12 protein-coding genes are annotated in these 13,864 nt (G+C 50.6%); 5 read left to right on the top strand and 7 right to left on the bottom strand.

The window, feature by feature from the left end:
* Positions 1 to 248 (bottom strand): single-stranded DNA-binding protein (locus ACEW8P_RS03255; protein ID WP_373511676.1); only part of this gene is annotated, 248 nt, incomplete at its 3' end.
* Between the two features lie 239 nt (positions 249 to 487).
* On the opposite strand from ACEW8P_RS03255, the gene ACEW8P_RS03250 reads away from it, so the two are divergent.
* From ACEW8P_RS03250 to ACEW8P_RS03230, 5 genes are read left to right on the top strand one after another with little or no spacing between them, the layout of a single operon-like run.
* Positions 488 to 1,510, top strand: a complete 1,023-nt coding sequence (locus tag ACEW8P_RS03250; protein ID WP_373511675.1) for a glycoside hydrolase family 43 protein — start codon at positions 488 to 490, stop codon at positions 1,508 to 1,510.
* Positions 1,511 to 1,526: 16 nt separating this feature from the next.
* The gene (locus ACEW8P_RS03245; protein WP_373511674.1) at positions 1,527 to 1,883 is read left to right on the top strand and encodes a hypothetical protein; all 357 of its coding nucleotides are present in this window, start codon (positions 1,527 to 1,529) and stop codon (positions 1,881 to 1,883) included.
* A complete protein-coding gene (dtd, locus tag ACEW8P_RS03240) occupies positions 1,880 to 2,332 on the top strand; it encodes a D-aminoacyl-tRNA deacylase (RefSeq protein WP_373511673.1) in 453 nt (150 codons plus the stop codon). Before ACEW8P_RS03245 ends, dtd begins: the two co-directional genes overlap by 4 nt.
* A 49-nt stretch (positions 2,333 to 2,381) precedes the next feature.
* Positions 2,382 to 2,705, top strand: a complete 324-nt coding sequence (locus ACEW8P_RS03235) for a nucleotide pyrophosphohydrolase (protein ID WP_373511672.1) — start codon at positions 2,382 to 2,384, stop codon at positions 2,703 to 2,705.
* Positions 2,706 to 2,765: 60 nt separating this feature from the next.
* On the top strand, positions 2,766 to 3,611 hold the full coding sequence (locus tag ACEW8P_RS03230) for a mechanosensitive ion channel family protein (RefSeq protein WP_373511671.1): 846 nt from the start codon (positions 2,766 to 2,768) through the stop codon (positions 3,609 to 3,611).
* Between the two features lie 18 nt (positions 3,612 to 3,629).
* On the opposite strand, the gene ACEW8P_RS03225 is transcribed toward ACEW8P_RS03230, so the two are convergent.
* From ACEW8P_RS03225 to ACEW8P_RS03200, 6 genes are all read right to left on the bottom strand, one after another.
* Entirely contained in the window at positions 3,630 to 4,439 is an 810-nt protein-coding gene (locus ACEW8P_RS03225; protein ID WP_373511670.1) for a hypothetical protein, read from the bottom strand.
* A 201-nt stretch (positions 4,440 to 4,640) separates the two neighbouring features.
* Complete coding sequence (gene odhB, locus ACEW8P_RS03220) at positions 4,641 to 6,281, bottom strand: 2-oxoglutarate dehydrogenase complex dihydrolipoyllysine-residue succinyltransferase (protein ID WP_373511669.1); 1,641 nt, start codon at positions 6,279 to 6,281, stop codon at positions 4,641 to 4,643.
* A 121-nt stretch (positions 6,282 to 6,402) separates the two neighbouring features.
* Positions 6,403 to 9,162, bottom strand: coding sequence for a 2-oxoglutarate dehydrogenase E1 component (locus tag ACEW8P_RS03215; protein ID WP_373511668.1), 2,760 nt, complete (start codon positions 9,160 to 9,162; stop codon positions 6,403 to 6,405).
* 112 nt (positions 9,163 to 9,274) lie between these two features.
* Complete coding sequence (locus tag ACEW8P_RS03210; RefSeq protein ID WP_373511667.1) at positions 9,275 to 10,195, bottom strand: PorP/SprF family type IX secretion system membrane protein; 921 nt, start codon at positions 10,193 to 10,195, stop codon at positions 9,275 to 9,277.
* Between the two features lie 224 nt (positions 10,196 to 10,419).
* Positions 10,420 to 12,744, bottom strand: coding sequence for an OmpA family protein (locus ACEW8P_RS03205; RefSeq protein WP_373511666.1), 2,325 nt, complete (start codon positions 12,742 to 12,744; stop codon positions 10,420 to 10,422).
* 102 nt (positions 12,745 to 12,846) lie between these two features.
* Positions 12,847 to 13,863: a type IX secretion system membrane protein PorP/SprF gene (locus ACEW8P_RS03200; protein ID WP_373511665.1), complete on the bottom strand. Its 1,017-nt coding sequence runs from the start codon at positions 13,861 to 13,863 to the stop codon at positions 12,847 to 12,849.
* Position 13,864: the final 1 nt, after the last annotated feature.

Below are 13,864 nucleotides of genomic sequence, written 5' to 3'. Positions count from 1 at the left end.
TGGTACTCGCGATAGTTGAGTTTGCCTTCCACCTGAATAAACTTACCCTTGCTCAGCATCTGCTCGCACTGCTGCGCTAGTTTGCCCCACGCAACTACATAGTGCCAGGCGGTGTTAGTCACTTCTTCCTGATTGCGGTTGGTGTAAGTTTCGTTGGTCGCTACGCTGAACGTAGCCATTTTACCTCCTTCGAATTCCCGGATGGTCACTTCCCGTCCTACGTTGCCGATCAAATTTACTTTGTTCATGGTTATTTTGATTTGTGTGAAATGGCTTTCGCTGGCATTGCCGCTCGATCCGATCACGATTAATAAACTTTTCGATTCACTCGAATCGACGGGACAAAGGTGGTTGCACGGCAGAATCCTATTCGGTTCTTAATTATTTATAATCGAATAAAAATATTTGTAGTCGTTTGCAAATGATTTTGGTTTGGGTATCTTTGGGGTTTTTAAAATACCTACAACTCAAACACAGTCAGCATTTTATGAATCGAATTTTCATACTTTTAGTACTCTCTGCTTCTCTTTTGGCGGGCTGCACAAAAACTGAAGAAAGCAACGAACCGAAAACCTCCGGCAATCCCATCGCCGAAGGGTGGTACGCTGATCCCGAAGGCGCGGTTTTTGGCGATGAGTACTGGATCTACCCCACCTATTCGGCCGAATTCGAGAAGCAGTTGCACTTTGACGCCTTCTCCTCTAAGGACCTCATCACCTGGGAGAAGCATAATAATATTCTTGACACCACAGCTATTAAATGGGCCAAACAAGCGATGTGGGCTCCCGCCGCTATCGAGAAAGATGGCAAGTACTACCTGTTTTTTGCGGCTAACGACGTGCAGCGTCCCAGCCGACCGGGTTGGGACCCCAACAACACCATCAACCACTCCGGCGGCATCGGCGTGGCGGTGGCCGACGCACCCGGCGGGCCGTTCAAAGACTACCTGGGCAAGCCACTAATCGACGATTTTTATAACGACGCCCAGCCCATCGATCAGTTCGTGTTCAAAGATACCGACGGCACGCACTACATTTTTTACGGCGGTTGGGGCCACTGCAATTTGGGCGTCCTGAACGAAGATTTTACGGGTTTTAAGCCATGGGAAGACGGTACTTTATTCGAAGAAATTACACCCAAAGGCTACGTCGAAGGACCGTTTATGTTCCTGCGAAACGACACTTACTACCTGATGTGGTCGGAAGGCGGCTGGACCAACGACACCTATAAGGTAGTGTACGCCACGGCGGAAAGAGCAACTGGTCCGTTCAACCGCATCGGCACTATTCTTGAATCTGACAAGTCAGTAGCTACCGGAGCGGGCCACAACTCGGTGATCCACACGCCCGGTACCGACGACTGGTACATGGTCTATCACCGCCGTCCCATCCCCAACGAAGGTCGCGACCACCGCGTGACCTGCATCGACCGCCTGGAATTCAACGAAGACGGCACAATCAAGCCCGTGAAGATGACGTTTGAAGGCGTGGTGGCGAATGCGATAAAGTAAAAGTCAAAATGCAACTATGAAAACCTGCCTCGAATGCGACCAATCTTTCTCGGGCCGGGCGGACAAGAAATTCTGCTCGGATATGTGCCGCAATGCGTACAATAACAAGCTGAACTCGGACCAATACAATGTGGTGCGGAACACAAACAATCAGCTCCGCCGTAACCGCCGGATTCTGGAAGAAGTCTGCCCCGAGGATAAGCAGAAAACTACCCGAAGTACCCTTGTCGCCAAGGGCTTCGACTTTAACCTGATGACCAGCCAGCGCGTCACTCAAAAAGGCAGCGTCTATTATTTTGTCTATGACTACGGTTATCTGGAACTGGACAATGATTTTTTTTTAGTCGTGAAAGATAATCGCAACACTCCATGATTGCTGTAATTCAGCGCGTAAGCGGTGCTTCCGTCACAATTGAAGGAAAAGAAAAAGGCCGAATTGCTGTCGGCTTTTTAGTACTTCTGGGCATCACGACATCCGACACGACGGAAGATATAGAATGGCTAGGCCGCAAAATCGTGCAAATGCGCATTTTCAGCGACAGCGAAGGGAAAATGAACCTCGATTTGAAAAGCGTTGATGGAAATATTCTCCTCATCAGTCAATTCACTCTTCACGCAAGTACCAAAAAAGGAAATCGCCCTTCGTTCATCGACGCCGCCCGCCCCGAAATCGCCATTCCACTTTACGAAAAAATGATCGAGTTCCTGAATCAGGAAATTGGTGAACATATCCAAACGGGTGAGTTCGGTGCTGATATGAAAGTACAACTCACGAACGATGGACCAGTGACGATTATCATTGATTCCAAAAATCGGACGTAGTTTGCGGCCACAATGACCTTGCGTCCTTTCTTTACCCTTTCTCTGAAAAATGACTCTTCAAGAAGCCCAAGCCCAAGTCGATTCCTGGATTAAGGAATACGGCGTACGGTACTTTTCGGAATTGACAAACATGGCTATCCTGACGGAGGAGGTGGGTGAACTGGCCCGGATTATGGCCCGTACTTATGGTGACCAGTCGTTCAAGAAGTCTGACCTGGGTCGGGATCTGGGCGAGGAAATGGCTGATGTACTTTGGGTACTTTTATGCCTGGCCAACCAGACGGGCGTGGACTTAACCGAAGCGTTTGAGAAAAATATGGCAAAAAAAACGGTGCGTGATAAGGATCGCCACAAGCAGAATCCGAAGTTATGAATTAGCTGGTTCGGTTATTTGGCACAGAGTCCTGTTTTTTGATCAACATTAATCCCCTCCATGAAACAATTCACCGACGACCTTTGGACAGTAATGGTCGGCTACTATCACTCCTTCGTAGAAGTACTGCCCAAACTAGCTCTTGCGCTTTTTCTCTTATTTCTTTTTATTTTCATCGCCCGCCAGATCAGGCGTTGGCTGATGCCCCGGCTATTGCGCAACTCCGACGACAACCTTTTGACGGGCTTCCTGGCCGATGTAGGCTACTGGATTGCCTTGATCATCGGGGTTTCGGTAGCATTGGGTACTTTGGGACTCGATGGGGCGGTCACAAAGCTGTTGGCCGGAGCGGGGCTGTCCGCCTTCATTCTGGGTTTTGCGCTCAAAGACATCGGCGAGAATTTCCTGGCGGGCATCCTTTTGGCCTTCAAGCGTCCCTACAAAATTGGGGATTTGGTCGAGTCACAAGGGGTAAAAGGGCGCATCATCGACATGAATTTGCGCGAAACGATTATCAAGACAATGGATGGAAAGGATGTCTATATCCCCAATGGCGGTATTTTAAAGAACCCACTCTACAACTACTCGGTAGACGATTTTCTACGGTTAGAATTTAGCGTAGATCTGGATAACCGCGAAGATTACAAGAAGGCAATACCCTTGATCGAGCAGGCTTTGAGGAACACGGAGGGCGTACTGCACGACGGTAATCCTCAGCACGAAGCCGTGGCGAGCGTCGAGGAAACCAAGTCCAATGCGCTATGCATGAAAGTGAGTTTTTGGATCAAAAGCCCCGAAGCCGAAAAGGAATCTCCCGCCGTTAAATCGAAGGCCATCCAAAATGTGCTGGATGCACTCAAACAAGGTGGCTTTTCTTATGCCCCGCAAGACAGTGGCGCTGATTAAAAGGGGCTAGGGACTTACTTAATTACAGCTGTATGTGAATTTATAAACCTGCGTCGTAGCGGCACTTCCACCAGGTGTGAACAACGATACGCTGGCTTCAGTAGGCAGTTCCCGCTCGTTATATTTGTAAGTCACCAACCCGTTCTGGAGCGGTCGCAGACTGGCTTCATAGTACTTAAAACTGCCGGGATTTGCTTTGCTGATTCCCTGCCCGGTGACGATATTCACGAGTTCGGCGGGATGGGTGTTGGCGTATATGTTGCGCTTACCGTCATAATTTCCGTACTCGGCGGCGATTGCTTCCGGCCCAATGAAAGGGAGACTGACAAACCATTTAGTCAGGTTGCCATCATTATCGTACTCGTAGCGAAGGTAGTTATCATTCCATTTATATCTCGTAAGCAGACCTTTTGCATCGTATTCCAAGGAATACGTTTCCAGAATTTTAGGGCCAGAATTGACTACCTGATATTTCCTTATAGTATCGAGACGGCCTACGCCGGAATAATGCAGATCGTATTGAAAATTCCCAAAGGGCGCCATCAAATTGGTTTCCCTCAGCACCTTTACTGTGCCCTCCGCGTCATATTCGAACGAAAACCGTTTCTCCATCCGATTGGCTGAACTAGTTTCGTACTGCTCAATGCGGAACAATCGATCGTCGGCGCTATACTGATAAGTCCGGTAGCGTTTGCCATCGACCGTTTCCGAATTCACTTTACAGCCTTGTTCCTGCGGTTTGGGTTCGGGTTCTTCGGTGGTGCTGCTTTTCTTGCAACCAACCAGGGCTGTCAGCACAAGGCATAGGATGAGTAGATTCCGTTTCATGTGGATCGATTTTTCTAATTAATCCAAGTTGGACAAAAACAATGCCAAAAATAACGAAAAGAACCCGGCAAAGATGTCGGGTTCTTTATTTTTCAAGAAAGTGCGCTAATTCAGTCAATTAGCCCTTTTATTCTTTCCAAAAGATATGGTGTTTTTTTTAAAACAATCAATCTCAGTTCGTTGAATGAAACTTCGTCTCCGCTACATCTCGAGCAGCATTCGGGCCGGGTCTTCGAGCAGCTGCTTCACGCGAACCAGGAAGCTTACTGAGTCCTTGCCATCGATGAGGCGGTGGTCGTAAGAAAGCGCCACGTACATAATCGGACGAATCACTACTTCGCCATTCAGCGCTATGGGTCGTTCAACGATGTTGTGCATCCCCAAAATGGCCGACTGCGGGGCATTGATGATCGGAGTCGAGAGCATTGAGCCGAAAATACCACCGTTGGTGATCGTGAACGTTCCTCCAGTCATTTCGTCGATGCCCAGTTTGCCGTCACGGGCGCGGGTAGCCAAGCGAACGATCTCTTTCTCGATGCCCGCGAATGATAGCTTCTCGGCGTTGCGAATTACGGGAACCACCAAACCGCGTGGCGACGACACGGCGATAGAAATATCGCAGTAGTCGTTGTAAACCACATCGTCGCCGTCCAGGTAGGCATTCACAACCGGGAAGTCCTGCAAGGCTACGCAAATGGCTTTGGTGAAGAAAGACATGAAGCCCAAACCGACTTCATGTTTTTCCTTGAAGGGTACTTTGTATTGCGCCCTTAAATCCATAATGGGCTTCATGTCTACCTCATTGAAGGTAGTAAGCATGGCCGTCTCGTTTTTCACGGCTACCAGGCGGCGAGCAATCGTGCGGCGCAGCGACGAGGTTTTCTCGCGGCGTTGTCCACGCTCGTCGGCAGCGGGTTGCGGTACTTTGTCAGGCCCCGGAGCCGGAATTTTAGCGTTTTGCGGTACCTCGGTGGCTTTGCTCGCAGGCGCCTTAGCGTCCGATTTCTGCGCGTTCAGGGCGTCTTCTTTAGTAATCCGTCCGCCTGCTCCCGAGCCTTTTACGTTGCTGGGATCAATGCCTTTCTCAGCCAATATTTTAGCCGCCACAGGCGAAGTATGAGCAGAAGTACCACTGAATTCTTCAGCTTCCGACTGATGAACGGTCGGCACTTCGGCTTCGCCGGGCTGGCTGGCGGCATTAGCCACGCTGGCTGAAGAGCCACTACCTGCTTCGATACGGCAAATCACCGCGCCAATTTCCAGCGTTTCGCCCTCGGCAGCCACGATCCGCAGTGTACCTGCGGACTCGGCAGGCAACTCGAAAGTGGCCTTATCTGATTCTAGTTCGCAAATAATCTCATCTAACTCCACCGAATCGCCGTCCTTTTTATTCCATGAGGCAATGGTCACCTCCGTAATGGACTCACCTACCGTGGGAACCGTCATCTCGACTACCTTGGGAGATATGCCAGAAGTTTTGGGCTGAGCAATGGTGTCGGCCTCCGCCTTTTCCGATTTGGCCACAGGCGTGTCCATCTCGGGTTCTGACTTCGGCTCCTCTTTGGGGGTCGAGCCATTGGACGCTGATCCGTTGGAAGAAGTACCCTTCGGGTCAATCGTCGCAATCAGGTCTCCGATGGCCAGCGTATCGCCTTCCTGCGCTTTGATGTGTAACACCCCGTCGGTTTCGGCGGTAAGTTCAAAAGTAGCCTTGTCGGAATCCAATCCGCAAATCACCTCGTCCATCTTAACACTATCTCCCTCGTTCTTAAACCAGGTACCAATAGTAACTTCGGAAATGGACTCGCCCACGGGCGGTACCTTTATCTGTAATTCTGCCATGTTTAAAATTAGGTTAACGGTTAACGGTCAACGGTCAACGGTACGCGGACATAAAATTCACTATCAATAGGTTGGCGTAGAACGCCGTTTAACCGTTAACCTTTAACCGTTGACCTTTTCTTTATTCAAATGCCCTGCGAATAATCTCCTCTTGTTCCTGTTTATGGATTTTGGCAAAACCGGTGGAGGGTGAGGCACTCGGACGTCGGGCGATCACTTCCAGAGGCTGCTCGGGGTACATACGGAGCATGAACGTCCAACCACCCATGTTGAAAGGCTCTTCCTGCACCCAATATACTTTGGCCTTCTTATATTTTGCGATGTGGGCGTTCAATTGGGTTTTCGGGAAAGGGTGCATTTGCTCCATCCGAATGATGGCCACATCGTCGCGGTTGTCAGCTTGTTGTTTTTCAAATAGCTCATAATAAAGCTTCCCCGTCACCAGAAGTATCTTCTTCACCTTCTTAGGGTCGGCGTAGTCGTCGCCGATCGTTTCCTGGAAACGGCCCTTGACCAATTCTTGCAGCGGCGAAATGCAAAGCGGGTGTCGCAACATGGACTTGGGCGACATCACGATCAGTGGCTTGCGGAAAGACCAGGCCAACTGCCGGCGCATCATATGGAACAGGTTGGCAGGCGTGGTGACGTTAGCGATGATGAGGTTGTTGTCCGCCGCCAGTTGCAGAAAACGCTCCGGGCGGGCATTGGAGTGCTCGGGGCCTTGTCCCTCGTAGCCGTGGGGCAGCAACATCACCAAGCCTGTCCAACGGTCCCACTTGGTTTCGCTAGACGAAATGAACTGGTCGATCATCACCTGCGCCCCGTTGACGAAGTCGCCAAACTGCGCCTCCCAGACTACCAAAGCACCGGGATTGGCCATTGCGTAGCCAAACTCGAAGCCCAACACCCCATACTCGGAAAGCAGGGAGTTGTAAATCATAAACTGCCCTTGCTCCTCCTGAATGTGATCCAGGTTGTTGTACGCTTCGTTGGTTTCGGCGTCGTGGAGTACCGCATGACGGTGCGAGAAAGTACCCCGCTGTACATCCTGCCCGCTGATACGCACAATTTTGTCCTCGGCTACGATGGAGCCGTAAGCCAATAACTCGGCGGTGGCCCAGTTGACGGTCTTATCGTCGAAGATCATCTGTTTGCGGTCTTTGAGCAGTTTGTCAATCTGCTTGAGCGTCTGGAAACCTTCGGGAATGGTAGTAATGGCTTCACCAATTTTTTCCAGCGTTTCTAGAGGGACACCCGTATTCGGCGAACGCTCAAAATCCTTCGGTGTGGACTTGCGCAGGCTTTGCCACTCCAATTCCAGCTTAGGCATAGCATAGGGCATCACCTTTTGCTTTACCATTTCCAGGCGTTCTTGCAAGAGCGCCTTAAACTCCTTGTCCATCGTGGCGGCCAGTTCGGCATCCACGTCGCCGCGCTCCACCAGTTTTTTCTGGTAAATCTCGCGGGGATTCTGATGGTTCTCGATGTACTTGTAAAGAACGGGCTGCGTGAATTTTGGCTCGTCCGACTCATTGTGACCGTGGCGGCGGTAGCACACCATGTCGATAAAAATATCTTTATTGAATTTCTGTCGGTATTCTACCGCCAAGTGCATGCAATATACCACCGATTCGGGATCGTCGCCGTTGACGTGAAGCACGGGGGCATCCACGATTTTAGCCACGTCGGTGCAGTAAATACTGGATCGTGCGTCCTCGAAGTCAGTCGTGAAGCCTACCTGGTTGTTGATGACAAAGTGAATCGTCCCGCCCGTGTAGTAGCCCTCCAGGCCCGACATCTGCGTCACCTCATACACAATACCTTGGCCTGCTACGGCGGCGTCACCGTGGATTAGCACGGGCAATACACGGTCGTAGTCGCTATCGTACATACCGTCGGCGCGGGCACGGATGAAGCCTTCAACCACTGGGTTTACAGCTTCAAGATGCGAAGGGTTTGGCGCCAGCTTTAGGTACATTTCCTGGCCGCTGGGCGTCTTTATCTGAGACGAAAAGCCCATATGGTATTTCACATCGCCGTCGCCCCACACCTGGTCGGGCAGATTGCCCTCAAACTCGTTAAATACCTGTTCATAGGTCTTGCGCATGGTATTGACCAGCACATTCAGGCGGCCCCGGTGAGCCATGCCAATCATCACCTCTTTCACACCCATCTCGCCAGCCTTGTTGATCATAGCGTCAAGGGCGGGAATGGTCGTTTCGCCGCCTTCCAGCGAAAAGCGCTTCTGACCAATATACTTAGTGTGCAGGAAATTCTCGAAAACGACGGCCTCGTTAAGCTTAGACAGAATGTGCTTCTTCTCCTCGATGGAGAAATTCATGTTCAACGCCTCCTTCTCAATTTTCTCACGCAGCCAGCTCTTCTGCTCGCGGTCACGAATGTAGAGGTACTCGAAGCCAATATCACTGGTGTATATTTTTTTGAGCGCGTCCACGATCTCACGTAGCGTGGCGGGTTTTCCGAACACTTCCGTTCCGGCCTCGAAAACGGTGTCTAGATCCGATTCTTCCAGTTTAAAGTCGGCCAATTCCAGCAGCGGACCGCGATTTTTGCGCTCCCGGATTGGGTTGGTGGTAGCCACCAAGTGGCCGCGCGAGCGGTAGCCGCGGATGAGGTGAACCACCTCCATCTCCTTACGAATGCGGTCATCGCTGACCGGAGCCGCCTTCGCCATACCATTGGAAGCAGCCGCACCATTAGCAGCCGCTTTCCCGTTTTGGGGATATTTATTGGAGAAATCGAAACCTTCAAAAAATCTCGCCCAACTCTCCTCCACTGAGTTGGGGTCTTGCTGGTAAGATTTGTAAAGATCCTCGATATAAGAGGGTTCGGAATTGGCTATATAAGAGTAATTATCCATCGCAATTGGTGCTTTTTCGATTGGCTTGCAAAGTTAAGCGATGTAATCCAAAGAAGGTAGAAAAATAACCTTTTTCAGGGTAGTGCTTATTTTCGGTGCTACATTCACCCAATTAGTTGAGGTGAAATTTGGTAGGACTGGGGATGAATTTGAGCATGATTTCGTGGATGGTCAGCGGATTGTTATTGATGCCTACGATGGAGCTCTCAATTGCTCGCGAGTTGAAGATATATCCCAGTCTTGCGTTCCTGCCCAATTGTGCCTCGCCCGAAAGCTGCACGTAGTTGACTGACCCCATTCGGTAGAAGGTCCCTAAGCCGAGTTTCTCATCGTACCAGGCCCGTGCTCCAACATCTACGCGCAAGGGAATCCCCTTTTCCTGCACGATGAGTACGCTTGGCGTGATCTGCATTTTCTCGCCCGAGTCGAACGTCGCCCCGGCGGTGACGAAAAGCGGCTGGCGGTATTCGAAAAGCGACTGCCGGCCGCTGCCGAAGTTTTGAGAAAGCAACTCCGGTTTGGATATTCCGACGTAAAACTGCTCGGCGTAGCGCACATACACGCCCGCGCCGAAACTACCCAGCACACCGTTGGTAGAGATACCAGAGGCAAAATCGTATAGAGGCAGTACGTTGATACCGCCCTGCAACCCAAGGGACACGCGCCACGATACGGAGGCATTCCAGTGGTAAGCACCCGAACCATACACGCCCGTGGTGTAGTAGGGCGACAGTCGATCGTTCAAGGCCTGCAAACCCAGGCCGATCTTGCCATTGGCTATTGCCCCATCCATGGCGAAGGTCTGGGTGACGGGTGAATTTTGAATCGTGAACCAGCGTCGTCGCAGCAGCACGGTCATGTTGAAGTCCTCCCTGATACCGGTAAAGGCCGGGTTGATCGCCATTGGGTTTTGGATGTACTGCTCGTAGAGCACTTCCCGCTGGGCGAGGGATGTCCTGGGAGTAAGCGCCATCAATCCTAATCCTATCAAACTACTATAAAACGTTTGAGCAAAAAACCTTTTGAATTTCATCTTGGTGACGATTCGGTTTACTTCTAGTTTCTCTTTTATGCAAAATGTACTTTCCCGGCCCTTTGTTCCTCTGGATAAGGCTAGACGCGTTAAATCGCATCTCTACACGCGTGGGTGGCTTTCCTTATGCCCTGAAACTTTGTGCTTTTGTGCCTTTGCCCCTCAAATAAACAAAAAAGGCAAGAGAAAACGATCCCCTGCCTTTTCACAATACATGAATGTTACTACTGCAAATTCTTAATTCGGATTTCGGTCCGGCTTTTTTTTTGGTGTTCCTCTTCGGAACAATTGCAGCCATTGCCGCGGTCGTTAACTAGTTTGCTCTCACCGCAGCCCTTAGCGTCAATGCGCTCGCCGTCAATGCCCTTAGAGATTAGATAGCTCCTGGCTTCTTTTGCCCTATTGTTGGATAAAATGCGGTAGTAGAGGCTCGTAGCGCGGCTGTCGGTGTGGGCACAGACTTCGATTTTCATATCAGGGTATTTTTCCAGTATCTCAACGACTTTATCCAGTTCCTGGGCCGTGAAGGGACAGATGTTGGCTTTGTCGAGATCGTGATAGATGTTCTCGGTCTTGGTAGATTCTCCTTTCTCGAACATATGGACGTTTAGGTCGGGGCTGGCTATGAAGTCGTACTGGCGATTCTCATCAGTTGCGATCTCCTGCGTCGTACCGTCGGTATCGTCTTTGATTTTGGCTCCTGAAAGCGGTTTGGCCCCGTTCATATCCAGCACGTAGCCTTTGGCGTTGTCGGCCATCGCGACTACTTCCGCAGGTTTCTTTTCTACTACTCTTTTCAGAGGTATTTCAAGCATAGAGGGCCGCTCGTCGTCGAAGGCCGAGGTCATGAAGCCCAGAGTACTGTTCTGATAACCTTCTTCCGAAGCGACGAAGACGAATTCGTTCTCGGCGGCCAGACACAGGAAGAGGTTACCGAGACTGTCGGTCTGTAACTGCAGCATTTCTTCGGGACTGTTTTTGTCTTCTATCTGTACCGAAGCGTTTTTCAATGGCTCTTTGGTCGATTCGTCATAGACCGTGATGGTCAGGTCGCGGCAGGCGTACGTTGGTCCTTCGCGGCGGAAACGGTAGATATCGTCGTCAGTGCGCGACTCCTTGCGGTTGCTGCTAAAATATCCTTCCATTCGCTCTCCGTCGGTAATTAGGCCGAAGTCGTCCTTGTCCGAATTGATTGGTGCGCCCAGGTTGATACTTTTTTTGGCTTTTGCGTACGTTTCCAAAGGCGCAAAAAACACGTCCAGCCCGCCCAGGCCGGGATGCCCGTCCGAGGAGAAGTAAAGTTGCCCGTTGGGATCGATATAAGGAAACATTTCCTTGCCTTCGGTATTCACTTCTGGTCCCATGTTCGTAGGTTCGGACCATTTGCCGTCTTCCAGTCGCGACACGTAAATGTCCGTACCGCCTTCGCCACCGGGGCGGTCGGAGGCAAAATACAGAAGGGTGTTATCAGGATTGAGGGCCGGGTGTCCGGTCGAATACTCATCGCTATTGAAAGGTAGTTCTTTGATGTTAGACCAAGTACCATTCACTAGCTCAGAGGAATAAAGTTTCAGTCGTTTGACACCTTCCTCGCTGACTTTGCGCTTGCCGTCTTTGTAATTATTTCTGGTAAAAATAGCGCGGTTGCCATCTCCAGAAAAAGAAACAGGGCCTTCATGGTACTTGGAATTGGTGCTTTTATTAAATCGTGTCAATTCGGTTTGGGGCGTTTCTTCGTAACCTAGATTCAGGTTGTAAGCACTACCGGTAAAGATACCCACTGTGCGGCTGTCATTGGCGGTCAGGGCGGTGTAACCATGGCGGCCCAACAGACTGCGGCGTTTTCTTATCGATGTTGAACGATCCGTTACACCCGTCGATCCGCCGAGTGGAGCGGTAACGGTTTTTCCTTTAATATTTTTCAGATTGTTTAGGTAGTAAAGATTCAGGAACGGGGTCCGATTCCAGTTGAACAAGCGTTTGATGCCTCTCACTTCGCTTCGCCCGGAGACAAAAACGATACCCTCTTTGTAATACATCGGACTGAAATCGGCATCGGACGTATTGATGTCGAGCCTCTCCACTTTGTACGACCCCGCATTTTTGGTAAGCAGGGTGACGTTATTATACAGTTTGGAAAAACTAGATCCGCGCTGATCTTCCGCGCTGAGGGCGGTGTATTTCTGGTAGGCTTCCTGCGCCTCATTGTACTTTCCGTTGCTGGCCAGGGCCTGGGCGTAGTAGAGGTAGTTGTCCACGTATGCATCGGGTAAATCTTCGCCGTAGTCGCTAATTATTTCGCGTAGTACCCGTTCGGTATTTTCGAAATCCTTCAATTGTCGATAGCTGTTTGCCAGTTTGGCTTTAATCACCAGCATTTCTTCCTTACTCAACTCTATGTCTTTCACCGCCTCTTCGTACAGCGATGATGCTTTCAGGTATGACATTGATTTGTACTCTTTGTCAGCCAGGCTCAGAGCGGATTGTCCCTGTGCTGTATAAGCGCCCATTGAGGCTATCAGAAGCAGTAGCGTAGCGATGCGATTCATGTGTGTGTGTTTTGAAAAAATTGGGCAAAAAAAAGGTACATTCTACGCCGACTGCCAGGCAGTCGTTTCGGAGAATATACCAAATGAAAGAAACCACAATGGTTAGAAGTAGCGCGGTGTCAGAATCTTGCTCTTACCGTAGCCAAACTCGTACCGTAACATAAGTTCATGGCTGCCAGAGTTGATGCTGATATTGGACTGCTTCAGTCCGTTCAGCATCATGTCGTAGGCGTATCCCATCCGAAACTGGTCGGTGATCTGGATTTCCACCATGCCAACGACCGCATCGCTGATGTAGTTGTTGAGGTCGTTGCCAGTGCCGCTGCTGTTGTTGAGCGTGCTCCACTGATTGTGGCGGTAGGAAGTACCAATCGCCACGCGATCATTCAGCCAGAGGTTCAAGTTGCCGTCCATGCCCAGCGGGGCACCATCGGCGTATTTCACAAGTAATGAGGGTTTCAGCTTAAGCGTGGAACTTAGTCCGATGACGAAGCCCGACATTAGGTAGGCATGACGCTTCTGCTTGGCGCGATTGTCCCCAACATTGTAGTCACTAAGGTTATTGGCGATCAGTTGCGGCACTGAAATCCCCAAGTAGCTCTTGTCGTTGCTGATAAAAACACCCGTCCCGAAATTGGGGAGAATTTTGGAAATGTTCTGGTTGAACGCCGGGTCAGCCCCACCGCCCGGCGCCAGAACTGCTTCCGACAAACTCCACTTGAAACTGGTAGCACCCGCCTGCAATCCCAGGGCCAGCGTCGAGCGCTCACCGACTTTGATGCGGAAGGCGTAAGAGGCGTAAATTCCTGTTTCGTTTTGCAGACCGATCTGGTCGTTGAAAAGCTGGATTCCAAGCCCTACGCGCTCCTTGTTAATGGGAGCATCGAGTGTGACCGTCATCGTTTTGGGTGCACCCTCTACGTTAACCCACTGGTTGCGGTAGAGGCCCGTCGCACTCAGCACATCGCGGCTTCCGGCGTAGGCCGGGTTGAGCGCCATCATATTGAACATGTACTGCGAGTACATTTTGTCCTGCTGGGCGAGGACTTCGGTACTGCCGACCGTGAGGGTCAGCAGTACGAGGGCAGTCCATTGCTTGATTCTAGAGTTCCGTATCATA

It is taken from the genome of Persicitalea sp. (assembly GCF_041751555.1).
Classification (GTDB): Bacteria; Bacteroidota; Bacteroidia; order Cytophagales; family Spirosomataceae; genus Persicitalea.
This window is presented reverse-complemented; position numbering and strand designations above follow the sequence as displayed.